Source organism: Nonomuraea pusilla (assembly GCF_900109355.1).
Lineage (GTDB): Bacteria > Actinomycetota > Actinomycetes > Streptosporangiales > Streptosporangiaceae > Nonomuraea > Nonomuraea pusilla.
In genome coordinates this window covers 1-25,118 of sequence record NZ_FOBF01000031.1, presented here as the reverse complement: position 1 = coordinate 25,118, position 25,118 = coordinate 1, and the positions used below count along the sequence as shown (strand labels likewise).

The window sequence follows — 25,118 nt, the reverse complement described above, 5'->3', positions numbered from 1 at the left end:
TCCGGTCGCCGGTCGCCGGGACGGCCAGGCGTACGGGGCACGGCCGGAGGTACCGGGCGCGGCCGGGCCGCGACCACGCGGCGGCGGGCCCTGCCGCGGCGGGGCGGATTCGCGAGAGCGCCGGCAGAGCGGAAGGCCCGGATCGGATCGTTGACGGGGGATGCGGAAAGCCGAGATCGCTGACGGGGACACGGTGCGCTCCGCGGCCTACAGCACGGCGAGGCCCCCGAGGTGTTCACTTCCTCGGGGGCCGTGGCGACCCCTGCCGGAGCCGGGTCTCGTCCCGTCGCCGGCAGGGGTCGGACCAGGTCGGACTAGTTGTCGCCGGTGAGGCCGGCCTTGCGGAGGGCTTCGGCCATGGCGCCCGTGGGGGCCGGGCGGTCCTGGCGGCGCTGGCCGCCGCGCCCGTCGCCCCGGCTCTCGCCCCGGCTCTCGCCCCGGCCGCCGCGCCCGTCGGCGCCGCTCCGCCCGCCGTTGGAGGCGCCGCGCTGGCCGTTCGCGCCTCCCCGCTGGCCGTTCCCGCCGCCGCGCTGGTCGTCGCCGCGTCCGCCGGTGCGGCCGTCGCCGCGCCCGTCGCCGCGTCCTTCTCCGCGTCCTTCTCCGCGTCCTTCTCCGCGCCCGCCGGTGCGGCCCTCTCCGCGGCGGGCCGCTCCCGGCTGGCCGCCGGCCTCGCCGCGGCCGCCCCTGCGCGGCGGGCGGGAGTCGCCGGAGCCCGCCTCGACGTCGTCGTCGAGGCGCAGGGTCAGGGAGATGCGCTTGCGCGGGATGTCGACGTCGAGCACCTTGACCCGGACGATGTCGCCCGGCTTCACCACGTCGCGAGGGTCCTTGACGAACGTGCGGGACATGGCGGAGACGTGCACCAGGCCGTCCTGGTGGACGCCGACGTCGACGAAGGCGCCGAAGGCGGCGACGTTCGTGACGACGCCCTCCAGGATCATGCCCGCGGCGAGGTCGGAGATCTTCTCCACGCCCTCCTTGAACGCGGCGGTCCTGAAGGCGGGACGCGGGTCGCGGCCCGGCTTCTCCAGCTCGCGCAGGATGTCGGTGACGGTGGGCAGGCCGAACGTGTCGTCGGTGAACTGCTCGGGCCGCAGCGAGCGCAGCACCGCCGTGTTGCCGATCAGCGCCGTGATCTCGCTCTGGACGGAGCCCAGGATGCGGCGCACCACGGGGTACGCCTCGGGGTGCACGCTGGAGGAGTCGAGGGGGTCGTCGCCGTCGGGGATGCGCAGGAAGCCCGCGCACTGCTCGAACGCCTTCGGGCCGAGCCTCGGGACGTCCTTGAGCGCGGCGCGGCTGCGGAACGGGCCGTTGGCGTCGCGGTGCCTGACGATGCTCTCGGCCAGGGTGGAGCCGATGCCGGACACGCGGGTGAGCAGCGGCGCGGACGCGGTGTTGACGTCGACGCCGACGCCGTTGACGCAGTCTTCGACGACGGCGTCGAGGGAGCGGGACAGCTTGGACTCGGCGAGGTCGTGCTGGTACTGGCCGACGCCGATGGACTTCGGGTCGATCTTGACGAGCTCGGCGAGAGGGTCCTGGAGCCTGCGCGCGATGCTGACGGCGCCGCGCAGCGACACGTCGAGGTCGGGCAGCTCCTGCGACGCGTACGGCGAGGCGGAGTAGACCGACGCGCCCGCCTCGGAGACGACGACCTTGGTCAGCGACGGCATGTGCTTGACCAGCTCGCCGGCGAGCTTGTCGGTCTCGCGCGAGGCGGTGCCGTTGCCGATGGCGATCAGCTCGACGCCGTGCTTCTGGGCGAGCGCGCCGAGGACGGCCAGCGACTGGTCCCACTGCCGCTTGGGCTCGTGGGGGTAGATGGTGGCGGTCTCGACGACCTTGCCGGTGCGGTCGACCACGGCGACCTTCACGCCGGTGCGCAGGCCGGGGTCGAGGCCCATGGTGGCGCGGGCGCCCGCGGGGGCGGCCAGCAGCAGGTCGCGCAGGTTGGCGGCGAACACGCGGACGGCTTCGTCCTCGGCGGCCTGCCACAGCCGCATCCGCAGGTCGATGCCGAGGTGGACGAGGATGCGGGTGCGCCAGGCCCACCGGACGGTCTCGCACAGCCACTTGTCGGCGGGGCGGCCCTGGTCGGAGATGCCGAAGCGGGAGGCGACGCGCAGCTCGTACTCGGGGCTGTCGTCGGGCTCCAGCGTGACGCTGAGCACCTCCTCCTTCTCGCCCCGGAAGATCGCCAGGATGCGGTGGGAGGGGAGCTTGGTGAACGGCTCGGTGAACTCGAAGTAGTCGGCGAACTTCGCGCCGGCCTCCTCCTTGCCCTCGCGGACCTTGGAGGCGAGCTGCCCGTGGTTCCACAGCTGCTCGCGCAGCCCGCCGATGAGGTCGGCGTCCTCGGCGAAGCGTTCGACGAGGATGGCGCGCGCGCCTTCGAGCGCCGCGGCGGCGTCGGCCACGCCCTCGGTGACGAAGCCCTCGGCCTCGGCGGCCGGGTCGAGGGCAGGGTCGGCGAGCAGCCGGTCGGCCAGCGGCTCCAGCCCGAGCTCGCGGGCGATCTGCGCCTTGGTGCGCCGCTTCGGCTTGTACGGCAGGTAGATGTCCTCGAGCCTGGCCTTGGTCTCGGCGGCCATGATCTGCGCGCGCAGCTCGTCGTCGAGCTTGCCCTGCGACTCGATCGACTCCAGGATGGCCGCCCTGCGCTCGTCGAGCTCGCGCAGGTAGCGCAGCCGCTCCTCCAGGGTGCGCAGCTGGGCGTCGTCGAGGGTGCCTGTGGCCTCCTTGCGGTATCGCGCGATGAACGGCACGGTGGCGCCGCCGTCGAGCAGCTCGACCGCCGCCCGCACCTGCCCCTCGCGTACGCCGAGCTCTTCCGCGATCCGCTGGTGTATAGAGAGCACTTGCCTGCCTTTCGATGGTCCCGCCGGTCAATTGTGCAGGACGGCGGCGTCGTCCATGACCAGAGTTCGCCCATCGCGGATGCCGCCTGCGCGCAGGCGAGACTAGAGCCCGCCACCGACGTTTCCGTTCCGCCACGCCTGAAGCGAGGCCGCCACCTGGCGTCGGATATAGGCGAAATGTCGGCAATAGGGGCGGATGTCGGACTGGCGGTGCGGCACCGGCATGTGCTTGGTTGAGGCGCCATATGAGGATCGAGGAGAGTGACATCCCCGCCCTCGCCCGGGGATGCGCCGTACTGGGCACCGGAGGCGGGGGAGACGTGCGCACGGGCGCCCTGGCCGCGGCGCGCGCCGTCCGCGAGCACGGCCCCGTCCCGCTGGTCGGCCTGCCCGACCTGGACGACGACACCCTGATCGTCCCGCTGTCGGGCATCGGCGCGCCGACCGTCAGCCACGAGATGATCCACGGCGAGGACGAGCCCCGCCGCATCGCCGCGGAGGTCGAGCGCCTGTTCGGCAGGCCGCCGGGAGCGGTGATGTCGTCGGAGATCGGCGGCTCCAACGGCGTCGCCCCGGTGGCCTGGGCCGCCGCGCTCGGCCTGCCGCTGCTCGACGCCGACGGCATGGGCAGGGCGTTCCCCGAGGTCCAGATGGTCTCGATGTACGTCGCCGGGCTGCCGGCCGACCTCGTCGTCATGTCGGACGTCGCCGGCAACGTCGTGACCATCAGGCCCGTGGACGGGCTGTGGTCCGAGCGTCTGGCGAGGGCGGTGTGCGTGGCGTCGGGGTCGAGCGCGCTCATGGCCGACTACGTCCTGACGGCGGCGTCGGCCCGGGGCGCGGTCGTCGAGGGCACGGTCGGCCGCGCCCTGGCGATCGGCAGGGCCACCGCGGGGGCGTCCGACCCGCTGGAGGCGCTGCGTCAGGAGCTCGGCGCGGTCAGGCTCGTCACCGGCAAGCTGACGGACGTCGAGCGGCGCACCACGGGCGGGTTCGTGCGGGGCACGGCCACGATCGAGGGCACGGGCGCCGACCGGGGCCGCACGCTCACGCTGGAGCTGCAGAACGAGAACCTGGTCGCCACCGAGGACGGCGCGCCGCTCGCCATGGTGCCCGACCTCATCACCGTCGTCGACACGGAGACGGCGGCCGCGATCCAGACCGAGGGCCTGCGGTACGGCCAGCGCGTCACCGTGCTCGCCTGGCCGTGCGACCCGCTCTGGCGCACCGGGAAGGGCCTGGAGACGGCGGGCCCGCGGGCGTTCGGCTACGACCTGGAGTACACGCCCGTCGAGGAACTGGCGGAGGCGCGGCGGCATGGGTGACGTGCGGACCGGCCTGCGGATCGGCATCGACGTCGGCGGCACGAACACCGACGCGGTCGTCCTCGACGCGGAGGGAGGGGTGGCGGCCAAGGCCAAGCGCCCCACCACGGCGGACGTCACGGGCGGCCTGCGCGCCGCGCTGGACGCCGTGCTGGCGGACCTGGAGAACCGGCCGGGCGGGGAGGGCGCGCGCGACCGGGTCTCGCGCGTCATGCTCGGCACCACACACGCGACGAACGCCGTCCTGGAGCGCAGGAACCTCGGCCGCGTCGCCGTGCTGCGGCTCGGCGCGCCGGCGACCACGTCCGTGCCCCCGCTGTCGGACTGGCCCGCCGACCTGCGCGCGGCGGTCTCGGCCGGGGAGGCGGTGGTCGGCGGCGGCCACTACGTGGACGGCCGCGAGATCGCGCGTCCCGACCTCGACGCGGTGCGCCGCCTCCTGGACGCCGCCGGCGCGGACGCCGTGGCGGTCACGGCGGTGTTCAGCCCGGCGACGGCCGAGCACGAGCGGGCGGTGGGCGAGCTGGTGGCGGCCGAGTACGGGCTGCCGGTGTCGCTCAGCCACGAGATCGGCTCGCTCGGCCTGCTGGAGCGGGAGAACGCGACGGTGCTCAACGCGGCGCTCCACGGCGTGGCCGCCCAGGTGACCGGCGCCCTGGTAGCCGCGCTGGCGGAGCGCGGGCTGCGGGCCAGGCCCTACCTGGCGCAGAACGACGGCACGCTGATGACCGTGGAGCAGGCGGCGCGGCTGCCGGTGTCCACGATCGGCTCGGGCCCGGCGAACTCGCTGCGCGGCGCGGCGTACCTGTCGGGCGTGGCCGACGCGATCGTGGCGGACGTGGGCGGCACCTCCACCGACCTCGGGGTGCTGACCGGGGGCTTCCCGAGGGAGTCGGCGGCGGCGGTCGAGATCGGCGGCGTCCTCACCAACTTCCGCATGCCGGACGTCCTGTCGATCGCGCTGGGCGGCGGCACGGTCGTGCGGAGCGCCGGCGCCGGGCCCGACTCGGTGGGGTACCGCATCGCGTCGGAGGCGCTGGTGTTCGGCGGTGGCACGCCGACGATGACCGACGCGGCCGTGCGCGCGGGCCGGGTGCCGCCCGGCGGCGGGGGCTGGCCGCGCCGCCTGGCCGCAGCCCTCGCGAAGGCCGCCGGTACCGATATGACCGACATATCCGACACTCTGCGGGCAGCGCTCCTGGCGGCCGACGAGGCCGTGGCCGACGCCGTGGACAGGATGGCGCTGGGCAGGGCCGACAGGCCCCTGGTCGCCGTGGGAGGCGGGGCGTTCCTCCTGCCGGAGGACGTCCCAGGCGTCAGCGGCGTCGTACGGCCGGGCCACGCCGAGGTGGCCAACGCGGTGGGCGCCGCGATCGCCCTCGCGAGCGGCCGGGTCGATACGATCTTGCCTGCCGGAGAGAGCCGGTCGCGGGCGATCGAGAGGGCCAAGGAGGAGGCGGCGGCGCGCGCCGTGGCGGCGGGGGCCGACCCCTCCCTCGTCGAGATCGTCGATCTTCTTGAGGTGCCGCTGAGCTACCTCTCGGAACCCGCCGTGCGGGTACACGTCAAAGCCGCCGGACCTCTCGCCCGGTGACAACTCGAAAGGATCCCCCCACCATGCGCTGGCCCAAGCGTCTGCTCGTCGCCGGTGTCGCCGGCGCCGTGGCCCTGACCGCATCCGCGTGCGCGGGCGGCCAGGTGCGCGGCGCGTCCAAGACGCCGGAGGCCGCGGCGAGCGGCACCGGGTCGCCGGCGGCGCAGCCCGCCGGCACCCCTTCAGAAGGCGTCGCCAACGACGCCACCTTCGTCTACGCGCCGAACCTGGACGTGGTCACCGACTGGGATCCCGCGACCTCGTACTCCAACGAGATCATCGCGATGTCCAACATCTACGAGGGGCTGACCAGGTACGACGCCGGCGCGCGCAAGGCCGTCCCGCGCCTCGCGACCGAGTGGACCTCGTCCGACGGCGGCAAGCAGTGGACGTTCAAGCTGCGCCAGGGCGTGAAGTTCCACTCGGGCGCCGACCTCGACGCGCAGGCCGCCAAGAAGGCGATCGAGCGCACGATCGAGAAGAAGGGCGGCGCGGCCTACATCTGGGACGCCGTCGACTCCATCGAGGCGCCCGACGCCTCCACGCTGACGTTCAAGCTCAAGTACGCGGCGCCGCTCGACCTGGTCGCCTCCTCCGGCTACGCCGCCTACATCTACGACGTGGACGCCGTGGACGAGAGCGGCAGGACCGACGCCGGCACCGGGCCGTACACGGTCGGCTCCTGGCAGAAGGGCAAGGAGACCGAGCTCACGCTGAAGGCGTTCGACGGCTACTGGGGCGGCTGGAAGCCCGAGCAGTACAGGAAGATCGCCTTCAGGGTCACCCCGGAGATCACCACCGCGTGGCAGCTCCTGCAGCAGGGCGAGGTGACGTTCGTCCCGCGGCTGAACCCGCAGCTGTTCGCGCAGGCCCAGACGACGGCGAAGGTGATGACGGCGCAGTCGCCGTCGTTCCAGAACCTGCTGGTGCTGTTCAACACCGCCTCGGGCCCGGCGAAGGACATCAGGATCAGGCAGGCGCTGCAGGCCGCGATCGACTACGACGGCCTGGTGGCGGCGCTGAAGGGCTCCGGGCAGAAGGCCAGCGGCCTGGTGCCGCAGGGCCTGCTCGGCGGCGCCCCCGGCCTGGAGCCCAAGCAGGACATGCAGAAGGCGCAGGAGCTCCTGCAATCGGCCGGGTACGGCCCCGACAACCCCGAGCTGAAGCTCAGCCTCACCTACGCCCAGGGTGACGAGGACCAGAAGCTCCTCGTCACGCTGCTCAGCTCGGCGCTGAAGAACCTCAACGTGGACCTGCGGGCCAGGCCGATGACGTGGAACGCCCAGTGGGACCTCGGCAAGAAGCAGGGCCAGGACCTCTTCGTCATGTACTGGTACCCGGACTACCCCGACGCCTACTCGTGGTTTCTCAACGTGTTCAAGAGCTCGGACAAGCCGCAGTTCAACCTGTCGTACCTGAAGGACGCCGAGATCGACAAGGCGATCGACGCGCTGCCGCAGCTCACCGCGACCGACCAGTTCAAGGCGGAGCAGGCCTACCGCGACCTGCAGCGCGAGCTGATCGACGACAGGGCGGCGGTGGCCGTGCCGTACGTGCAGACCTACCAGCGCGCGCTGTCCTCCGACGTGCAGGGCTACGCCGACAACCCGGCGTACCCGAACGTCGTCTTCGTGTACGACCTCAAGCGCGCCGGCTGAGCCGTGCCGCGGTATCTGGCCCGCCGGCTCGGCCAGGCGCTCCTGGTCGTGGCCGGCGTGGTCGTGCTCACGTTCGCCGTGATGCGGCTGGTGCCCGGCGACCCCGCGGTCGCGTTCGCCGGGCCGAAGGCCACGCCCGAGCAGCTCGCGCAGGCGCGGGCCAGGTTCGGCCTGGACGAGCCCGTCCCCGTGCAGTTCCTGGCCTACGTGCGCGACCTGTTCACCGGCGACTGGGGCGTGAGCCTGCGCACCAGGCAGCCGGTGCGCGACGACCTGTACCAGGCGTTCCCGGCCTCGCTCGAACTGGTCGGGGCCGCGCTCGTCCTCGCGGTCGCCGCCGGGGTGCCGCTCGGCGTGCTCGCCGCCCGCTTCAGGACCCGCCTGCCCGACTTGGGGGTGCGGGTGGGCAGCATGCTGGCGGTGTCCGTGCCGGTGTTCTGGCTGGCGCTGACCCTGCAGCTGGTCTTCGCGGGGAACCTCGGCTGGTTCCCCGTGGCGGGCGAGTACGACGCCTCACTCGACACGACCAGCCCGCTCACGCTGTGGACCAACATCACGATCGTCGACGCCCTCATCACCGGCAACTGGCCCATCTTCACCAGCACGCTGCGGCATCTCGTGCTGCCCGCGCTGGTCGTGGCCGCGTACCCGGCCGGGGTGATCGCGCAGATGACCCGCGCCGCCCTCATCGAGGAGGCGGGGCAGGACCACGCGCGCATGGAGCGGGCGCTCGGCTTCGGCGAGACGGCCGTCCTGACCAGGTTCGCCCTGCGGCCCGCGCTGAACCCCGTGCTGTCGCTGATCGCCCTGGTGTTCGCGTACTCGATCGTGAACGGCTTCCTCGTCGAGGCCGTCTTCAACTGGCCGGGGCTCGGCAGGTACGCCGCGGAGTCGATCCGCTCGCTCGACACCCCCGCCATCGCCGGCGTCACCCTGCTCGTCGCCCTGGTGTACGTCGTCGCGAACCTGGTCGTGGACGTCCTTCAGGGCTTCGTCGACCCGAGGGCGAGGCGCCGGTGAGGGGACCTGTCCGGTTGCGGCGCACCCTGCCGAGGGTGCCCGACCGCCTGGCCGGGCTCGGCGGCGTCCTCATCGCGCTCGTCGTCCTGGCCGCGGTGTTCGCGCCGCTGCTCGCGCCGTACCCGGCGGACGAGCTGAAGCCGGCCGAGGCGCTGCTGCCGCCGGACGGCGCGCACTGGTTCGGCACCGACCAGGTGGGCCGCGACATCCTGACCAGGGTGCTGTACGGCGGCCGCACCTCGCTGGCGGTCGCCGCGGCGGTGCTGGCCGCGTCCGCGGCGGTGGGCGTCACGCTGGGCGTGGTCGCGGGCTACGCGGGCGGGTGGCTGAGAGACGTCATCCTGCGCGTCACCGACGTGTTCCTCGCCTTCCCCGCGCTGCTTCTGTCGCTGGCGCTGGCCGTCGTGCTGCAGCCCAGCGTGAGCACGGCCGTCGTCGCCATCGCGGTGACCTGGTGGCCCTGGTACACGCGCCTGGCCGCCTCGGTGGCGGCCTCCGTCGCCACCCGCCCGTACGTGGACGCGGCCCGCTGCCTCGGCGTCCCCGCGCCGATGATCGTGCTCAGGCACGTCCTGCCGAACTCGCTGACGCCCGTGCTCGTCCAGATCTCGCTGGACGCGGGCGGGGTGATCCTCACGGCGGCGGCGCTGTCGTACCTGGGGCTGGGCGCGCAGGAGCCGACGGCCGAGTGGGGGCTGATGGTCCAGCAGGGCCAGTCGCTGTTCACCACGAACTGGTGGGTGGTGACGTTCCCCGGGCTGGCGATCCTGGTGACGGCGTTCGCGTTCAACATGCTCGGTGAGGGGCTGCGCAACGCGCTGGACCCGCGGAGGGCGGTCCGATGATCGAGGTGCGCGACCTGCGGGTGCGCTACGGCGGCAGGCTCGCCGCGCACGTCCCCGAACTGGACGTCGCCGCGGGGGAGTGCGTGGCGATCGTGGGGGAGAGCGGCTCGGGCAAGTCCACGACCCTGCTGTCGCTGCTCGGTCTCCTCCCCGACGCCGACGTGTCCGGGAACGTCAGGGTGTGCGGCGTGGACGTGCTGAGCGCGTCGCCGCGCGAACTGCGCGCGGTCAGGGGCGCCAGGGCGGCGCTGGTCATCCAGTCGCCGCAGGCGGCGCTCAGCCCGGCCACCCGGCTCGGCGTGCTCATGCGCAGGGCGCTCAGGCTCCACGGGCGGGACGCGGGCGAGCGGGTCATGGCGGAGGCGGTCGAGTCGGTGCTGCTCGACCCGGCGATCCTGCGCCGCCGTCCGCACGAGGTGTCCGGCGGCCAGGCGCAGCGCTTCGCGATCGCGCTGGCCATCGCGCTGGGCGCCGAGGTGATCCTCGCCGACGAGCCGACGAGCGCGCTGGACGTCACCGTCCAGGCCGAGGTGGTGGGGGTGCTGCGGCGGCTGCGCGAGGAGCGCGGCCTGGCCCTGCTGCTGGTCTCCCACGATCTGGCGCTCGTCTCGACGATCGCCGACCGGGTGCTCGTCATGCGCGACGGCGAGGTCGTCGAGTCGGGACCCGCGGGACGGGTGCTGGCCGAGCCGTCGCACCCGTACACGCGCGAGCTGCTGGAGGCGCTGCCATGACCGCCATGCCACTGCTGAGGGCCGAGCGGGTGACGCTGGGGTACGGCGGGCGGGCCGTGGTGCACGAGGTGAGCCTGGACGTCACCGAGGGCGGCGTCGGGCTGATCGGGGAGAGCGGTTCCGGCAAGACGACGCTGGCGCGGGCGTTCCTGGGCCTTCTCACCCCCATGTCCGGAAATATCTGGTACGGCAACCAGACCCTCAAGAAGGCGGATCTGCGGGCGTTCCGCCGCGATGTGCAGCCCGTCTTCCAGGCCGAGTCGCTCGACCCCAGGATGCGTGTCGGGGCCTCGGTGGCCGAGGCGCTGCCGCGGGCCGAGCGGCACCGCGTGCCCGAGCTGCTCGGTCAGGTCGGGCTCGACCCGGAGCTCGCCGGACGCAGGCCGCACCAGCTCTCCGGCGGCCAGCGCCAGCGGGTGGTGATCGCCCGCGCCCTGGCCGTGTCGCCCCGCCTGCTGATCCTCGACGAGCCGACGAGCGCGCTCGACGTGACCGTCCAGGCCCGCGTCCTCGACCTGCTGGCCGGGCTCGGGACCGAGCGCCTGCTCATCACCCACAACCTCGCCGTGGTCAGGCGGCTCTGCCGCACCTCGCACGTCATGTTCGCGGGCCGGCTGGTCGAGTCGGGCCCCACGGCGGACCTGCTGGCGCGGCCCGCCCACCCGTACACGCGGGCGCTCCGCGACGCCGTGCCGAGGCTGGGCGGCGCGCCGCCGCGGGCGCGGGGGAGGGCCGAGGCGGCCCCGGCCGGCTCGGGGTGCCCGTTCCGTCCGCGCTGCCCGCTCGCCGTCGCGGCCTGCGAGAGCGCGCCCGAGCCGAGGGAGCTGGACGGGCGCCGGGTGGCCTGCCACCGCGCCGAGGACGTCCTCGCGGCGGCCGTCGGGGAGGTCAGCTGAAGCGCTGCTTCAGGTAGGAGCACATGTCGTCGGACAGCCGCCCCATCACCTCGGCCAGCTCCTTGCGCTCGGACGGCGACCACCCGTCGAGCGCCGCCTCGAACCAGTCGGTGGTGACCTTCCTGCACCGCGCGGCGGCGTCCGCCCCCTCCTCGGTGAGGGTGATGCGCCAGGCCCTGCCGTCGTCGGGGTCCCTGACGCGTTCGAGCAGGCCGCGCTGCTCCAGCTTGGCGACGTGCCGCGTGACGTGCGGGCTCTCCACCTGCAGCCCCTCGGCGATGGCGCCGACGCGGCGCGGCTCGCCCGCGTCGTACAGGTAGACGAGGACCTGCACGTCCGGGCGGTCGAGCTGGACGCCCGCGGCCTCGGTCAGCCGTTCGTGCGTCTTGCCGCGGTTGAGTGAGGTCAGCAGCCGCCTGAAGGACCGCACGGTCCTGTCGATGTCTTCGTCCATGCGCCTATTGCTTACCTAACTTAGGTATGTATCATCGCTCTCGATTACTTACCCAAGGTATCCAAAGGAGCCGAGATGGCGACAGTCGTCATGCCCGCGGAACGGCAGGCGCCGGCCAGAAACCCCTGGCCCGGAGTGGTGGCCCTGGCGTTCGCCGCCTCCATCGCCGCGTTGCAGAACACCGCCGTGGTGCCGCTGCTGCCCGTCCTGCAACGGGAACTGCACGCCTCCCTGGCGGCCGTGAGCTGGACGCTCACCATCAGCCTGCTGGTCGCCGCCGTGTCCACCCCCTTGCTGTCGCGCTTCGGCGACATGTACGGCAGACGCCCCATGATCCTCGGCGCGCTGGCGCTCCTCGTGGCGGGCAGCGTCATGGCGGCCCTGGCGACCACGCTGCCCTGGCTGATCGTCGCCAGGGTGCTGCAGGGGTTCGTGTCCGCGCTCGTCCCGTTGTCGATCGGCGTCGTCCGCGACGTGCTGCCGAGACGGCAGCTCGGCACCGGCATCGGCGTGCTCAGCGCCACCATGGGCTTCGGCAGCGGCGGCGGCATGATCCTCGCCGGCCTCGCCGCCGGCGACTACCACCTGGTCTTCTGGATCACCGGCGGCATCACCCTGGTGGCGGGTGTCGCCGTGGCCCTGCTCGTGCGCGACGGCGGCGCCCCCGGCGGCGGGCGCCCCGACCTCCTCGGCGCCGCCCTGCTGACCGCCTGGCTGGTCGCGCTCCTGCTGGGCATCAGCCAGGGCGGCTCGTGGGGCTGGACGTCGCCGCGCGTGCTCGGCCTGTTCGCCGCCACCGTCGTGCTGGCCGCGGCCTGGGTGGCGGTCGAGCGGCGGGTGGCCGAGCCGCTGGTCGAGATGGCGATGCTCACCCACAGGGGGACGATCGGGGCGACCGCGGCCTCGGCGCTGCTCGGCTTCGCCTTCTTCACCAGCATGACCGGCATCTCCGGCTTCGCCCAGGCCCCGGCGAGCACCGGGTACGGCCTGGGCGCCTCCACCCTCCAGGTCGGGCTCTACCTGCTGCCCAGCACCCTGTTCATGCTGGTGATCTCGCTGTTCTCCGGCCGGTTCATGCGCCGCTTCGCCGCCTCGTCCCTGGTGGCCGCGGGCTCGGCCGCGGTCGGCGCAGCGGGCCTGTGGCTGGTCGTCGCGCACGGCTCCGGCGACATGTACGTGGCGGCCTCGCTGCTCGGCATCGGGCTCGGCGTCGGCTACGCCGCGCTCGGCACGATGGCCGTCGAGCACGTCGATCCCGGCAGGACCGCCGTGGCGGCGGGCGTGAACGCGCTCGTGCGCATCGTCGGCGGCAGCACGGCGGGCGCGGCCATCGCCGCGATCCTGGCCGCCCAGCCCGGGGTGCGCGGCTACCAGTGGGTCTTCGCCACCGCCGCGCTGGCGGGCGGGGCGGCCGCGCTCTTCGCCTTCGTGTACGGGCGGATCAACCGCCGGGCCGCTACAGCGCCTTCAGCCCGCTGATCACCTCCAGCAGCACCTTCGCGTCGGGCGCGGGCGGCGGCAGCTCGACCTGCACGAGCTGCTGCGCGTGCAGGTCGCCGACGAGCACCCTGACCACGCCGATGGGCAGGTTCAGCTCGGCCGCGACGTCCACGAGGCGCGTCGGCCTGGTGCACTTCTGCAGGATGATGAGGTGCTCGGGCCCGAGGCCGACGGGCGGGGTCAGCCCGCCCGACGTGATGATCACCGCGATGAGGTCGATGGCCTCGCTCGCGGGCACCGTACGGCCCCTGGTCAGCAGGTAGGCGGGGACGATCGGACCGGCGTCCTCGTCCAGCCAGCGCTCGTCAGTCACGTGGCACCACCCGCATCATGGGGCGGGCGGGCTCCTTCACGTGGGTCTCCGGTTCCGGATCGGCCACGTGGTCAGCCGGGATCAACACGATCGCGGTGGTCCCTCCATATGGTGAACCGCGCAGGGTCACGCGGATGTCATGCCTGGCGGCCAGGCGGGAGACGACGAACAGGCCCAGCTTGTCGCTGTCGGCCAGGTCGAACTCCGGTGGGCTGGCCAGCCGCTCGTTCAGCTCGGCCAGATGTTCGGGGCTCATCCCGAGCCCGCGGTCCTCGACCTCCAGGACGAAGCCGCGGGCGGTCTCCTCGCCGCGCACGATCACGGGCGTGTGCGGCGGCGAGTAGACGGTCGCGTTCTCGATGAGCTCGGCGACCAGGTGGATCACGTCACCGACGATCGGACCCGCCAGGCGCTTGCCCGGCATCGGCTCGACGGTGACCCTGCGGTAGTCCTCCACCTCGGCGGCGGCCCCGCGGGCGACGTCCAGCAGCGGGACGGGCCTGCTCCAGCCGCGGCCGGGCGTGGCGCCCGACAGGATGATCAGTCCTTCCGCGTGGCGGCGCATGCGGGTGGTGAGGTGGTCCAGGCGGAACAGGTCGTCCAGGTCCTCCGGGTCGGTCGCCCGGTGCTGCATGTCCTCCAGCTGGATGCGCTGGCGGTGCAGCAGGGTCTGGCTGCGCCTGGCGAGGTTGCGGAACACCAGCCCGACGCCGTCGCGCAGCTGCGCCTGGCCCACCGCCGCCTCGACGGCCGTGTGCTGGACCGTGGAGAACGCCTGGCCCACGTCGTCGATCTCGACGGTGGTGCTCGCCACGGAGAGCTCCGGCATCTCCACCGTCTCTCCCTTGCGCAGCTTGGCCACCACCTCGGGCAGGCGCTCCTGCGCCACCTCCAGCGCGGCCAGCCGCAGCGCGCCCAGCTCCTTCGACAGCCGGTTGCCCATCCGCAGCGAGAAGCCGATCGACACGATCATGAGCGCGAAGCACGTGCCGGCCAGCAGCAGCGCCCGCTGCATCACCGCGTCGGACACCGGCTCGGCCCGCTCCGACAGCATCTGGCTGGCCTTGAGCTGGGCGTCGTCGAACGCCTTGGCCAGCTCGTCGGTGGTGCCCAGCCAGCCCTGCGGCGCGGCGCCCGCGATGATCTGGTCCTCCATCCTGCGCATGCGCTGGTAGGAGGGGGAGGCGATGAGGGAGACCTGCGTGTCGCGCAGCGACGGGTCGAGCTCGCCGAGCGCCTGGTCGATGAGGAAACGGCGGTTGCCGACGAGCTGGGTGAACAGCCTGCGCTCCGCCGTCGTGGTCGGGCCGAGCGCGATGGCCTCCTCCCGGGTGAGCAGCTCCTTGGCGTACGCCATGTCGATCACCACGCGGGACTGCTCGTAGATCGGGATGTCGTCGATGAGCGCGACCCGCTTGTGCAGGCTGAACAGCGCATCGATGATCGAATTGTACGCCTCGACGGCGCGCAGCCGGTCCGACAGCCCGGCGTCGATCTCGCCCCTGATGCCGTCCAGCCGGTTGAGGTGGGTGTAGACGGCCTCGACCTGGGTGCGGATCTCATCGGATCGGTCCTTGGAGCGCGCGGAGAGCCGGCGGAACTCGCCGGTGGCCGTGTCGGTGCGGGCGCGGTGGGTGGCGAGGTCGGTCCTGCCGCCGGTGCCGCGCAGGAGCTTGGCGGAGGCGAGGCGTTCGCGCTGGATCTCGGTGATGAGCTCGTAGGCGGGGTGGCGGAGGTTCTTCCAGAGGGTCTTGTACTGCCGCAGCTCCAGGCTCTCGCTCGCGGTGACAGCGGTGATCACTCCCCACAACACCACCATCGAGGCCAGCGGGACCAGCAGCAAACCGATGATCTTCATGCGGATCGTGCGGCTACGACCCATGGCACCTCACTCCGGTCGGTCCCCTGCTGGCAACCCCGGACGGGACAAGGCACGAGAATAGCAATTCGATCACCCAATTGCCCAATTTTTCGGGACTTTTGGACCGGTGTGGTGATCATGGAGTAGGTTTCGGCGTACATCGGTTACAGAGGGAGATCGGGTGCGCCGTCGTCTGGCAGCGGCCGTCGCGCTGGCGCTCGCCGCCGCCTGCTCGACCCCCTCGCGGACCCCGGTGGCGCCCCGCCAGTCGCCGCCCCGCGACTCCACGTTCGTCTACGTCCACACCACGAACGTCGTCTCCGAGTGGGACCCCGGCCGCTCGTACTCCAACGAGATCATCGCCTTCCAGAACGTCTACGAGACGCTCACCCTCTGGAACCCCGTCACCAGGAAGACCGCGCCCAGGCTCGCCACCTCCTGGCGCGCCTCCGCCGACGGCAGGACCTGGTCGTTCACCCTGCGTCCCGGCGTCACGTTCCACACCGGCAGGCCGCTCGACGCCGCCGCCGTCAAGGCGTCGATCGAGCGCACCATGCGCATCGGCACCGGCGCCTCCTACGTCTGGGACGCCGTCTCCGCCATCAGGGCCGAGAACCCCTCGACCGTCACGTTCACGCTGAAGTACCCGGTGCCGCTCGACCTCGTCGCCTCCTCCGCGTACGCGGCCTACATCTACGACACGCAGGCCGCGTCCGACCTCGGCGCCTGGTTCCGCGCCGGCAGGGACGCCGGGTCCGGCCCGTACACCGTCGCGTCCTGGAAGCAGGGCGCCGAGGACGAGCTCACCCTCAAGGCGTACGACCGGTACTGGGGCGGCTGGGACAAACCCCACTACAGCAGCGTGAAGTACCTCGTCGTCCCCGACGAGGACAGGGCGTGGCGGCTGCTGCTGCGCGGCGAGGCCGCCTTCATGAACCGGCTCAGCCCCCGCCTGTTCGCGCGCGCGGCGGTCACGCCCGGCGTCCGCACCTCGGAACGCCCCTCGTTCCAGACCGCCATGATGCTCTTCAACACCGTCAAAGGCCCCATGCGGGACGTACGGGTGCGGCGCGCCGTCCAGAAGGCCGTGGACTACAAGGGGCTGGTCAAGGCGCTGCGCGGCGGCGTGTCACCCCTCAGCGGCGTCGTCCCCGAAGGGCTGCTCGGCCACGTCCCCGGACGGGAACCCCGCCAGGACCTCGCCGGCGCCGCCCGGCTGCTGCGCCGCTCCGGCCACGGCCCGCAGGGCAGGCCGCTCACGCTGCGCATGACCTACACCGAGGGCGACAGCGACCAGCGGCTCCTCGCCGCCTCCCTCGCCAGGACGCTGCGACCGCTCAACGTCCGGGTCGAGGCGCGGGCGATGCAGTGGAACCAGCAGTGGGACCTCGGCAAGAAGCACGGCCAGGACATCTTCGTCATGTACTGGTGGCCCGACTACGCCGACGGCTACTCGTGGTTCGGCAACGTGTTCACCAGCGGCGAGCCGCCCGTCTTCAACCTGTCGTACCTGCGCGACCGCGCCCTCGACGGGCTGCTGGAGACCGTCCCCGAGCTGACAGTGACCGACAGGACGGCGGCGCAGCGCGCGTACGAGCAGGCCACCAGCACCGTGCTCGACCAGCGGGCCGCCGCCGCGCTGCCCTGGGTGGTCAACTACCGGCGGGCCTACCTGGGCGGGGTGCAGGGCTACGACGACAACCCCGCCTACCCCGACGTCGTCTTCGTCTACGACGTACGGCCCTCCGGCTGACCCGTCCCGTCGCCTGCCTGGGGCGCGGGCTCGACGCGTTCCCTGAGCCGGGCCCTGATCTCCTCCGGCGTGTACGCGCGACGGCGGCGCTCCGCCCGCGCCATCGCCACACCCGTGGCCGCGACCCCCGCGATCCCCGCAAGTCCGAGCATTTTCCACCAGCGCATGTGCCTAGGCTAGCCACGTGCTGACTCTCGACGAGGCCGTCAACCTGACCAGGACCGGCGACCTGTGGATCTTCCGCGGCCGGTCGGTGCCCGACCGGGCCATCCAGACGATGACCAACAGCCCCGTGAACCACGTCGGCATGGCCGTCGTCATCGAGGACCTCCCGCCCATGATGTGGCACGCCGAGCTCGGCAGGTCGCTGCCCGACCTCTGGTCCGGCGTCCACCAGCGCGGCGTGCAGCTCCACGACCTGCGCGACGCCGTCACCGTCTGGGCCGACAGGTACGGCCAGCGCGCCTGGCTGCGCCAGCTCGAACCCGAGGCCACCCCCGAGATGGAGGACGCCGCCCTGCGCACCGTCGCCCGCCTCGACGGCACCCCGTTCCCCTCCACCGCCCGCTTGGCCGGCCGCTGGGCCAGGGGCCGCCTGCCCCGCCTGTGGAAGGACCGCCGGCGCCGCGAACGGGCCCTGGAGAGCGCGTACTGCGCCGAGGTCGTCGCCGTGACGTACGAGGCGATGGGACTGCTGCCGGCCGGACGCCGCCCCCACTGGTACGACCCCGGCCGGTTCTGGAGCGGCGACGAGCTGGAACTGCTGCAGGGCCGCGCCCTCGGAGGCGAGATCACCGTCGGTGTCGAACGCGCCGGGAAGGCCTGAACCGTCCGCGCGGTGGCAGGGTAGGAGCATGCGCCTGGCCACGTGGAACGTGAACTCGATCAAGGCACGGCTGCCCCGGCTCCTCGACTGGCTCGACGGCGTGCGGCCCGACGTCGTGTGCCTCCAGGAGACCAAGTGCCCCGCGGAGTCCTTCCCCGAGGCCGAGGTGGCGGAGCTGGGATACGCCGCCGCGGCCCACGGCGACGGCCGCTGGAACGGCGTCGCGCTGCTCTCACGCGTCGGGCTGGACGACGTCACGCTCGGCTTCCCCGGCGAACCCGGCTTCGGCGAGACCGACACCGTCGGACCCGCCCGCCCCGAGGCCCGCGCCATCGGCGCCCTCTGCGGCGACCTGCGTGTCTGGTCCCTGTACGCCCCCAACGGGCGCGAGGTCGGCTCGCCCCACTTCGCGTACAAGCTGGACTGGTTCGCGGCGCTGCGCGACGCGCTGGAGGAGGAGCTGGGGGAGGGGCGGCCGCTCGTCGCCTGCGGCGACCTCAACGTCGCCCCCACCGACGCCGACGTGTGGGACCCCGCCCTGTTCGTCGGCTCCACCCACGTCACGCCGGCCGAGCGCGAGGCGCTCGCCGCGCTGCGCGGGCTCGGCCTGCGCGACGTCGTGCCGCGGCCGCTGAAAGGGCCCAACCCGTTCACGTACTGGGACTACCGGGCCGGCATGTTCCACCAGGACAAGGGCATGCGCATCGACCTCGTCTACGCCACGGCCGACATCGCGGGCCGCGTGCGGTCGGCTTACATCGACCGCGAGGCGCGCAAGGGGAAAGGACCGTCCGACCACGCGCCGATCGTCGTGGATCTCGACTCCCTCAATTAAATGGCGCTCGGCGGATTCCTGAGTATGCTGCTTTCTCAACAATGCTCGGGGGCATTGCGCTGTCACATTCGCAGGAGGCTCCCGTGGAATCCGCCGACGGCCGCGTCATCCTTTTCATCCTCATCGGCATCGCGCTGTTCGCGCTGGGCCGCCGCTTCCAGGAGATGGTGACGTCCCGCCAGAACTGGAAGCACACGGCCAAGCAGGTCACGGCCCGCAGGGACACCGCCTTCCAGGCGGTCAGGTCTCTCATCGGCTTCGGGCTGATCGCGGTCTTCGTGGTCTGGCTGGTGCTGGCGCTCAATCGACAAATGTGAAAAATCGGCTTTTGTCAGAAAATCCCCTTCTGCCCAATTAGCCGGAATTGCCGTTCCCGGCTTTCCCGCTGCCGTCGGGGTGCGACGGGACGTTTCGTAGGCGTCCGACCGGAACGTCGCACCCGCGCCCTTGCTCCGAAACCAGAAGGCCCACAACAACCGCCCAGGACGACCATCGACCCACCCCTCACGATCGCCCACCCCTCCATCACGGGCTCCACCCAGACGTCCTGCACCCCTGCCCCGTGGGTCTACCCGGGGCCTGCACCTCAGGCCAGTACCCCGAGCGTCCTCCTCAGCCGTCCATCACGACATCCGGCCCCCGCCCTCTACTCCGGGCCTCCACTCCGGGGATCCGCTCTCGGCCTCCGGCCCAGCGCTCCGCGGTGGCCGCGCCGGGATGCCCGCCGTCGCGGCCTCCCACAAGGGTCGGGCGGGTTGGGCGGGAAGGCGCCGTCAGAAGAGCGGTGGCCTTCCTTCAGGCGATCGCCCTTCAGACGATCGCCCTGCGGCAGCGGCGGCCGCGGGCGAGGCGGAGGGCGGCGTTGGCGGCCGCGGTGGTCGCCCGGGTGGTTGCCAGGCCGGTCGCCACGGTGGCTGCCAGGGCGGCGCCCGCCGCTGCCAGGCCGACCAGGCGCGTCAGCCGCACCGCGCGCCTGATGTCGCCGACGTCCGGCTTCGGCCCGACGCCCATCGTCGGCCGGTGCTCCGTCCTGCCGCCGTAGACGTTCGTCCCGCCCAGCGTCACCCCGAGCGCGCCCGCGAACGACGCCTCGCACCGGCCCGCGTTCGGGCTGGGATGCCGGTGGCCGTCCCTGCGCCACATGGCCAGCGCGCCCCGCCTGTCGGGGCCCGCGAGCACCGTGAACGCCGCCGTCAGCCTGGCCGGGACGTAGTTCGCCACGTCGTCCAGCCGCGCCGCCGCCCAGCCGAACCGCTCGTACCGCGGCGAGCGGTGACCCACCATCGCGTCCAGCGTGTTGACCGCCCGGTACGCCAGCAGCCCAGGCACCCCCGCTACCGCGCCCCAGAACAGCGGCGCCACCACCGCGTCCGAGGTGTTCTCCGCCAGCGACTCCACCGTGGCCCTCGCCAGCTCCTGCGGCCCCAGCGCCGACGGGTCGCGCCCGCACAGGTGCGGCAGCCGCGCGCGGGCCGCCGCCACGTCGCCGCGCTCCAGCGCGTCGGCCATGAACGCGCCCTCCCGCGCCAGCGTCGTCCCGCCCAGCACCGCCCACGTCGCGGCAGCCGTCAGCGCCGTACGCGCCACCGGGTTGCGCGGCCGCGACGCGAGCACGCCGAGCGCGGCCGCGCCGCCGACGCAGAGCGCGACGTGCGCGACCCCGTTCGGCCGGGCGTCGGCGTACAGGACGGACTCCAGGCGGGCGGCGCCGCCGCCGAACAGCGCGACCGGGTGCGCGGTACGGGGATCGCCGATCAGCCGGTCGAGAGCCACGCCGAGGGCGAGGCCCAGAGGATCACACCAAAGGGGCATGAAGCTCATCTTCGTGCACATCCAGCCACGCCGCGGCCCGCCGGATGCGCTCACCCGCGCCGCCCGCCCACATCGCGGCCCACCCGGTGCCGTCGCTCCGCTGCGCGGCAGTGAGGTCGCCGCCCTGGTTCCGCTGAGCGGCAGTGAGGTCGGCGCCCTGGTTCCGCTGAGCGGCAGTGAGGTCGCCGCCCTGGTTCCGCTGAGCGGCGGCGCGGTCGGCGCCCTGGTTCCGCTGAGCGGCGGCGCGGTCGGCGCCCTGGGGCAGCTGAGCGGAGACGCGGCCGGTGCCGTAGTCCCGCTGAGCCGCGGTGCGGTCGGCGCCGCCATGACGCTGGGCCGCGGTGCGGTCACCGCCCTGGCTCCGCCGAGCGGCGGCGGCGCGGTCGCGCATCACCGCGTACGAGCGGTGGAAACGCAGCCGCGCCAGGTCGAGCAGCCGCCGCCGATCCCGCGCAGGGACGCCGTACGCGTCGCAGAACAGCCGCAGCCGCGCTCCCACGTCCAGGCCCCTCTGCAGCGGATGGCGGTCGACCGGGTCGGCGATGGGAGCCCAGTGGCGAAGGGTCGTGACGACGTCGAACAGCCGCGTCGTGGGACGGGCCAGGTCGAAGTCGATGAACGCGACGGGCACGCCGTCGCGGAAGATCACATTCTGGGGGGTGACGTCGCAGTGGCCGACCACCTCCGGCGGCCTGTCGTCGTTCGACCCGGCCGCCCAGCCGTCCTGCGCCAGCGGGAACCCCGCCGTCGCGTCGTGGTAGCGCCGCAGCAGCACCGCCAGCGCCGCCAGGAACTCGTCCGTGACCGTCGCGGGACACACCCCGCTCGACCCCGGCACGTACGTGAGGATTTCGCGGCCCAGCTCGTCCACGCCCACCACCCGCGGGGCGCCCTCGAACCCGGCAGCCTCCAGATGGCGCAGCAGGGCGTGCACGGCGGGCGTGGCAGGACCGGCCGGTCTTCGCACGGTGTCGCCGACCCGCACCACCCCGGCAGTCACGTCCCCGCCCTGCAGGGGAATCTCAAGCAGGGGCGTCGCGACCATGCCCCCGCAGCTTAGCCCCATCCACCCCCATTCCGCCCCCCGTTTCCCACTTCCCCAACAGCACCCACCTTCCCCTGCCGCACCCGTCCCCATCCGCCCTCACTGCGCCCGGCCAACGCCGACCCGCCACCACTCCCCGCCCACCATTCCCCAGCCTGTGCTGCTCACGCGACGGACCGTGACCCCCGCCCGCCTGCCTGCCTTCAGCATCCACCCACCTCCCAGCCGGCAGCGCAGCGATCGCCCGCGCTCTCTGGGCAGTGCCCACGCTGCCCGCGCGCTCGGGGGTAGTGCCCCACGCTGCCCGGTGTCGTGTCGTAGCGGGGCGGCGCGTGGAGGGGCCCCTAGCCTGGACTCCCATGCCGATCCTGCTCTCCTTGGCGGCCTTCGTCATGACGCTGCTAGGCGGGCTGGTCGCCGACCGCGTCGGCGTCCGCCGCCACCTCGTCCTCGGCGTCGCCGGAGGCGTGATGCTCGGCGTGGTCGCCTTCGACCTGCTCCCCGAGGCGCTGTCCGCCAGCCCGCTGTCGCTGAACGGCGTGCCGCTGCCGATGCTCGCGTTCGCGCTGGCGTTCCTCGCCATCCACGCGGTGGAGCGCTCCACCGGCATTCACGACGTCCACGAGGCCGACTACGCCGCCCACCGCCACGCGCGCGCCGGGGTCGGCATCACCGCCGGCTCCGCGCTGGTCTTCCACAGCCTCCTGGACGGCATCGCCATCGGCGCCGCCTACCAGGCCGGCGCAGGCCTCGCCGTCGCCGTGGCGATCGCCGTCATCGCCCACGACTTCACCGACGGCTTCAACACGTACACGGTGACGTCCCTCTACGGCAACGTCCGTCGTCGCGCCCTCACCCTCCTGCTCCTGGACGCCCTCGCCCCGGTGGCCGGCGCCACGTTGACGTCCCTCGTCCGCATCCCCGGCGGCGCCGTCAGCGTCTACCTCGGCCTCTTCGCCGGTTTCCTCCTCTACCTGGCCACCTCCGACATCCTCCCGGAGGCCCACACCAGCACCCCCGCCCCCGTCCTGACCCTGACCGCGACCGCCGCCGGCACCCTCTTCATGTGGTTCGTGATAGGACTGACCGACTGACATGCCCATAACCTGTGCATGACAAGTCGCCGGATCATGCACAATAAGGCGGGAGCGCCCTTAGCTCAGCTGGATAGAGCACCGGACTTCTAATCCGACGGTCGCAGGTTCGAATCCTGCAGGGCGCGCAAACAAGACCAGCTCAAACACCGTCTGAGCTGGTCTTTTGCATGATCGGCGTAGCGGTGCGGTGGGCAGCGGGAGGTCGCCGTGAGCAGCCCCGTGCCAGTGGTCGCGGAACATGCGCGGAATGCTCGCAGGCACGTTTCCCCAGGTCGGCGCGGCGGTTTCGAGTCCCTGAACGGAGAAGGGACCCCGAGGTGTCCCGGCGTTCTGCTGGGCGCTGTGGGTCACGCCGCGAGTGCTTCCAAGATGCGCCGGTTGGCGACGTCTCGTTGGCCGTCGATGCACTTGGCGTAGACACGGAGCATCACGTCCACGCTGTGTCCCGCCCGTTCGGCCGTTTCCGGAGCGTGCACGCCCGCGTTGAGCCCGAGCGAGACGGCCGCGTGCGGAGATCGTACGGTCTGCCTGCCAGGGGAGAGGCGACCTGGTCAGGTGTGAGGGCATAGGTGCGAGCCTCCTGCCAGACCTTCGCGTACGCCGATCCAGAGATCACGCCGCCTGTACGCGTGCGGAACAGCCGGCCATCGCCGCCGACCCCGAACCTCGCGATGTGGTCGCGGAGCATGACCACCAGTTCGGGCGGGATGGGGACGGTGCGGGTCTGCTTCACGTCCCGGTGCTTCAGCCCGCGCTCGTCATGGGTCTGCCCCGAGTCGGTGAACCGCTTGTTGCTCTGGGGCCTGGTCTTCTCCAGCGTCAGCAGTCCCCAGCCCTGCTCTGGGAGGTGGCAGTCCTTCTGCCGCAGGCCCGCCGCCTCGGCCGGGCGGAGACCGCCGAAGTACATGCACGCGAACATCGCGGCCAGCACCGGCCCCCGTGACCGCCCGACATAGGTCACGACCTCGGGCGGCCCGCCGAAGCTGCCGAACTCCTGCACCACGTCCGCCACACCTACGACAGCAGGGTGCCGGGCCACCTCCGTACCTGGCTCGCCGCAGCCGAGGCCGAAGCCGCGGCCATCCTGGGGGACGAAACGACCGCCCGCAGGCCCTCGACCAGGCCAGCGCGTTCCTACCCGAAAGCGACACCGACCCGAGCCTGCCCTACCTGGCGCTCAACACCCATCACCTGGCCCGCTGGCGGGGGAGCTGCCTGATCCACTTCGGCGACTCCGAGACCATCGAAGACCTGCGTTCAGCCCTCGCCGGTATGGATGGCACGTTCAACCGCGCCGAAGCCCGCCTCCGATGCGACCTCGCACACGCCCTGCTCGCGATGGGCGAGGCGGACGCCGCCCTCCCGCACATCCACCGGGCTGACCAGTTGGCGACGATGATCAAGTCACGCCGCCACGGACGCCGCATCGCCGAACTGAAACGAGCTGCTACCCGCGCGCTCCACTGAGGCGTTCCCGGGCGTACAGCAGCCCGACCAGAACGCCGGAGTTCCAGAGGTCACCCCGCGCGATCATCTCGGGGATCTGCGACAGCGGAATCCACTCGATCAAGTCCGCCTCGACCTCCCCCACGGGTTCGCCGACCTGCTCGGCGCCGCGTCCGAGGAAGACGACGTGCTCGGAGTCCACCATGCCGACCATCGGCTGGAACGTGATCAGATGCTCGATCTCCTTCGGCCGGTAACCGGTCTCCTCCTCCACCTCACGAACAGCGGTGTCCTTCGGATCCTCACCGACCTCCACCAGCCCGCCCGGCAACTCCCACCCCCACCGGTCGAACAGGAAGCGATGCCGCCACAACATCAACACCCGATCCTGCTCGTCCACGAGGACCGTCATGGCCGCCCGGTCCAGACGCACCGCGTGATGCTCGAACCGCTCCCCATCAGGGATCTCGACATCCACCAGGCCCAGCCGGATCCACCGGTTGTCATAGATCAGCCGCTCACCATGAACGACCCACCGCGACCGCTCTTCATTGGTAGCCACACCGCGACGCCGCCGGCCCACATCGCCGCCGTACACGCACTTCCCGGTGACAGCCGAGATCGTTGCCGAATAGTCCTTACGAAGATCAAGGGCGGCGCTGCGCGCCGCCACGCGGCCCGCGCACGCCAGCACGCTGCGCGTGCGGCCTGGGGGCCGTTCTCGCGCGCGACGCGCGCGTCCCGCGTTCAGCTGAGCACTGCTCTATGCCTCAAGCACTCGCCAGTCCTCTGCCCACCAGCCATCACCGCTGGTGTCCTGCACTACCGACACGATCACGTCATCGACAATCTCAATGACAACCATCTCCCATAGGCTGCCGCCGAAGTCGTACGTGCCGCAGTGCCTACACCCCTCCAGCACGCCCTGAGCAAGCACACGGTGATGGCCGGGTTCACCCGCCACGGCCCATCTGTACTCCCAGTTCAGATGCTGCCCCACCTCCTAGTCGATGAGGTCTGTCGCCCCGAACCAGAACTGCGCGGTCCAGGTACCAGTCACTCCGCAGTTCGGGCAAGTGAGCGGCTTGGGAAACTTCACCCTGTTGAACAGCCCCATAGCTCATGCTCCATGCGAGCTCCCTGGCACGCCAACTTCTTTTCGCCTCCGGCGGGGGCACTCCGGCTCCGGGATGATCGTCGCGCGGGCCTGAGGCTCGTGATTAGTTGAGGTGGAAGCCTGATC

General features: G+C 72.4%; 23 protein-coding genes and 1 tRNA gene. 14 read left to right on the top strand and 10 right to left on the bottom strand.

Going from position 1 to position 25,118, the window contains the following annotated elements; genetic code table 11:
• Positions 1-314: 314 nt before the first annotated feature.
• The gene (locus BMX74_RS39505) at positions 315-2,861 is read right to left on the bottom strand and encodes a Tex family protein (protein ID WP_091105544.1); all 2,547 of its coding nucleotides are present in this window, start codon (positions 2,859-2,861) and stop codon (positions 315-317) included.
• A 245-nt stretch (positions 2,862-3,106) separates the two neighbouring features.
• On the opposite strand from BMX74_RS39505, the gene BMX74_RS39500 reads away from it, so the two are divergent.
• Genes BMX74_RS39500 through BMX74_RS39470 form a run of 7 tightly spaced genes read left to right on the top strand, consistent with a single transcriptional unit; the run spans position 3,107 to position 10,933 of the window.
• Positions 3,107-4,186 (top strand): DUF917 domain-containing protein, encoded by a 1,080-nt coding sequence (locus BMX74_RS39500; protein ID WP_091105543.1) that lies wholly within the window; start codon positions 3,107-3,109, stop codon positions 4,184-4,186.
• Positions 4,179-5,780, top strand: a complete 1,602-nt coding sequence (locus BMX74_RS39495; RefSeq protein WP_091105542.1) for a hydantoinase/oxoprolinase N-terminal domain-containing protein — start codon at positions 4,179-4,181, stop codon at positions 5,778-5,780. The genes BMX74_RS39500 and BMX74_RS39495 overlap by 8 nt, the downstream gene beginning before the upstream one ends.
• Before the next feature lie 23 nt (positions 5,781-5,803).
• Entirely contained in the window at positions 5,804-7,438 is a 1,635-nt protein-coding gene (locus BMX74_RS39490; protein WP_055509934.1) for an ABC transporter substrate-binding protein, read from the top strand.
• 3 nt (positions 7,439-7,441) lie between these two features.
• On the top strand, positions 7,442-8,458 hold the full coding sequence (locus tag BMX74_RS39485) for an ABC transporter permease (protein WP_055509936.1): 1,017 nt from the start codon (positions 7,442-7,444) through the stop codon (positions 8,456-8,458).
• Between the two features lie 35 nt (positions 8,459-8,493).
• Positions 8,494-9,303: an ABC transporter permease gene (locus BMX74_RS39480; RefSeq protein WP_236715165.1), complete on the top strand. Its 810-nt coding sequence runs from the start codon at positions 8,494-8,496 to the stop codon at positions 9,301-9,303.
• Positions 9,300-10,037, top strand: a complete 738-nt coding sequence (locus BMX74_RS39475) for an ATP-binding cassette domain-containing protein (RefSeq protein WP_055509940.1) — start codon at positions 9,300-9,302, stop codon at positions 10,035-10,037. Before BMX74_RS39480 ends, BMX74_RS39475 begins: the two co-directional genes overlap by 4 nt.
• Entirely contained in the window at positions 10,034-10,933 is a 900-nt protein-coding gene (locus BMX74_RS39470; RefSeq protein WP_236715166.1) for an ABC transporter ATP-binding protein, read from the top strand. The genes BMX74_RS39475 and BMX74_RS39470 overlap by 4 nt, the downstream gene beginning before the upstream one ends.
• Here BMX74_RS39470 and BMX74_RS39465 read toward each other — a convergent pair.
• Positions 10,926-11,387: a MarR family winged helix-turn-helix transcriptional regulator gene (locus BMX74_RS39465; protein WP_055509942.1), complete on the bottom strand. Its 462-nt coding sequence runs from the start codon at positions 11,385-11,387 to the stop codon at positions 10,926-10,928. The genes BMX74_RS39470 and BMX74_RS39465 overlap by 8 nt on opposite strands.
• A gap of 75 nt (positions 11,388-11,462) precedes the next feature.
• On the opposite strand from BMX74_RS39465, the gene BMX74_RS39460 reads away from it, so the two are divergent.
• Complete coding sequence (locus tag BMX74_RS39460; RefSeq protein WP_236715167.1) at positions 11,463-12,866, top strand: MFS transporter; 1,404 nt, start codon at positions 11,463-11,465, stop codon at positions 12,864-12,866.
• Here the strand turns inward: BMX74_RS39460 and BMX74_RS39455 are convergent.
• Together BMX74_RS39455 and BMX74_RS39450 are read right to left on the bottom strand one after the other, a co-directional pair.
• Positions 12,844-13,200: a DUF742 domain-containing protein gene (locus BMX74_RS39455; protein ID WP_055509944.1), complete on the bottom strand. Its 357-nt coding sequence runs from the start codon at positions 13,198-13,200 to the stop codon at positions 12,844-12,846. The genes BMX74_RS39460 and BMX74_RS39455 overlap by 23 nt on opposite strands.
• Positions 13,193-15,058 carry a sensor histidine kinase gene (locus BMX74_RS39450; protein ID WP_055509946.1) on the bottom strand — a complete coding sequence of 622 codons (1,866 nt, stop codon included), beginning with the start codon at positions 15,056-15,058 and terminating at the stop codon, positions 13,193-13,195. The genes BMX74_RS39455 and BMX74_RS39450 overlap by 8 nt, the downstream gene beginning before the upstream one ends.
• 184 nt (positions 15,059-15,242) lie before the next feature.
• Here BMX74_RS39450 and BMX74_RS39445 point away from each other — a divergent pair, with 184 nt between their 5' ends.
• Positions 15,243-16,814 (top strand): ABC transporter substrate-binding protein, encoded by a 1,572-nt coding sequence (locus BMX74_RS39445; protein WP_055509948.1) that lies wholly within the window; start codon positions 15,243-15,245, stop codon positions 16,812-16,814.
• Here the strand turns inward: BMX74_RS39445 and BMX74_RS39440 are convergent.
• A complete protein-coding gene (locus tag BMX74_RS39440) occupies positions 16,790-16,981 on the bottom strand; it encodes a hypothetical protein (RefSeq protein ID WP_055509950.1) in 192 nt (63 codons plus the stop codon). The genes BMX74_RS39445 and BMX74_RS39440 overlap by 25 nt on opposite strands.
• A 20-nt stretch (positions 16,982-17,001) precedes the next feature.
• On the opposite strand from BMX74_RS39440, the gene BMX74_RS39435 reads away from it, so the two are divergent.
• The 3 genes from BMX74_RS39435 (at position 17,002) to BMX74_RS39425 (ending at position 18,792) form a co-directional block, all read left to right on the top strand.
• The gene (locus BMX74_RS39435) at positions 17,002-17,640 is read left to right on the top strand and encodes a hypothetical protein (protein WP_201784819.1); all 639 of its coding nucleotides are present in this window, start codon (positions 17,002-17,004) and stop codon (positions 17,638-17,640) included.
• A 28-nt stretch (positions 17,641-17,668) separates the two neighbouring features.
• Positions 17,669-18,475 (top strand): exodeoxyribonuclease III, encoded by an 807-nt coding sequence (locus tag BMX74_RS39430; protein WP_055509954.1) that lies wholly within the window; start codon positions 17,669-17,671, stop codon positions 18,473-18,475.
• 83 nt (positions 18,476-18,558) lie between these two features.
• Entirely contained in the window at positions 18,559-18,792 is a 234-nt protein-coding gene (locus BMX74_RS39425) for a hypothetical protein (protein ID WP_055509956.1), read from the top strand.
• 493 nt (positions 18,793-19,285) lie between these two features.
• On the opposite strand, the gene BMX74_RS39420 is transcribed toward BMX74_RS39425, so the two are convergent.
• Together BMX74_RS39420 and BMX74_RS46140 are read right to left on the bottom strand one after the other, a co-directional pair.
• Complete coding sequence (locus tag BMX74_RS39420; RefSeq protein WP_082535668.1) at positions 19,286-20,287, bottom strand: cobalamin biosynthesis protein; 1,002 nt, start codon at positions 20,285-20,287, stop codon at positions 19,286-19,288.
• Entirely contained in the window at positions 20,271-21,332 is a 1,062-nt protein-coding gene (locus BMX74_RS46140; protein WP_256257560.1) for an aminoglycoside phosphotransferase family protein, read from the bottom strand. The genes BMX74_RS39420 and BMX74_RS46140 overlap by 17 nt, the downstream gene beginning before the upstream one ends.
• Before the next feature lie 359 nt (positions 21,333-21,691).
• On the opposite strand from BMX74_RS46140, the gene BMX74_RS39410 reads away from it, so the two are divergent.
• Complete coding sequence (locus BMX74_RS39410) at positions 21,692-22,426, top strand: ZIP family metal transporter (RefSeq protein ID WP_055509960.1); 735 nt, start codon at positions 21,692-21,694, stop codon at positions 22,424-22,426.
• A gap of 54 nt (positions 22,427-22,480) precedes the next feature.
• A tRNA-Arg gene (locus BMX74_RS39405) sits at positions 22,481-22,554 on the top strand.
• 302 nt (positions 22,555-22,856) lie between these two features.
• On the opposite strand, the gene BMX74_RS39400 is transcribed toward BMX74_RS39405, so the two are convergent.
• From BMX74_RS39400 to BMX74_RS44620, 3 genes are all read right to left on the bottom strand, one after another.
• Entirely contained in the window at positions 22,857-23,441 is a 585-nt protein-coding gene (locus BMX74_RS39400) for a site-specific integrase (protein WP_305728687.1), read from the bottom strand.
• Between the two features lie 435 nt (positions 23,442-23,876).
• Positions 23,877-24,437 (bottom strand): NUDIX hydrolase, encoded by a 561-nt coding sequence (locus BMX74_RS39390; protein WP_091105584.1) that lies wholly within the window; start codon positions 24,435-24,437, stop codon positions 23,877-23,879.
• A 201-nt stretch (positions 24,438-24,638) separates the two neighbouring features.
• Positions 24,639-24,839, bottom strand: a complete 201-nt coding sequence (locus tag BMX74_RS44620) for a hypothetical protein (RefSeq protein ID WP_177227688.1) — start codon at positions 24,837-24,839, stop codon at positions 24,639-24,641.
• Positions 24,840-25,118 lie beyond the last annotated feature (279 nt).

Excerpts from the sequence above, each read along its gene's own strand:
- BMX74_RS39500 (WP_091105543.1), top strand. The coding sequence starts at position 3,107 with ATGAGGATCGAGGAGAGTGACATCCCCGCCCTCGCCCGGGGATGCGCC.
- BMX74_RS39495 (WP_091105542.1), top strand. The coding sequence starts at position 4,179 with ATGGGTGACGTGCGGACCGGCCTGCGGATCGGCATCGACGTCGGCGGC.
- BMX74_RS39490 (WP_055509934.1), top strand. The coding sequence starts at position 5,804 with ATGCGCTGGCCCAAGCGTCTGCTCGTCGCCGGTGTCGCCGGCGCCGTG.
- BMX74_RS39475 (WP_055509940.1), top strand. The coding sequence starts at position 9,300 with ATGATCGAGGTGCGCGACCTGCGGGTGCGCTACGGCGGCAGGCTCGCC.
- BMX74_RS39470 (WP_236715166.1), top strand. The coding sequence starts at position 10,034 with ATGACCGCCATGCCACTGCTGAGGGCCGAGCGGGTGACGCTGGGGTAC.
- BMX74_RS39465 (WP_055509942.1), bottom strand. The coding sequence starts at position 11,387 with ATGGACGAAGACATCGACAGGACCGTGCGGTCCTTCAGGCGGCTGCTG.
- BMX74_RS39460 (WP_236715167.1), top strand. The coding sequence starts at position 11,463 with ATGGCGACAGTCGTCATGCCCGCGGAACGGCAGGCGCCGGCCAGAAAC.
- BMX74_RS39450 (WP_055509946.1), bottom strand. The coding sequence starts at position 15,058 with ATGAAGATCATCGGTTTGCTGCTGGTCCCGCTGGCCTCGATGGTGGTG.
- BMX74_RS39440 (WP_055509950.1), bottom strand. The coding sequence starts at position 16,981 with ATGCGCTGGTGGAAAATGCTCGGACTTGCGGGGATCGCGGGGGTCGCG.
- BMX74_RS39430 (WP_055509954.1), top strand. The coding sequence starts at position 17,669 with ATGCGCCTGGCCACGTGGAACGTGAACTCGATCAAGGCACGGCTGCCC.
- BMX74_RS39420 (WP_082535668.1), bottom strand. The coding sequence starts at position 20,287 with ATGCCCCTTTGGTGTGATCCTCTGGGCCTCGCCCTCGGCGTGGCTCTC.
- BMX74_RS46140 (WP_256257560.1), bottom strand. The coding sequence starts at position 21,332 with ATGGTCGCGACGCCCCTGCTTGAGATTCCCCTGCAGGGCGGGGACGTG.
- BMX74_RS39410 (WP_055509960.1), top strand. The coding sequence starts at position 21,692 with ATGCCGATCCTGCTCTCCTTGGCGGCCTTCGTCATGACGCTGCTAGGC.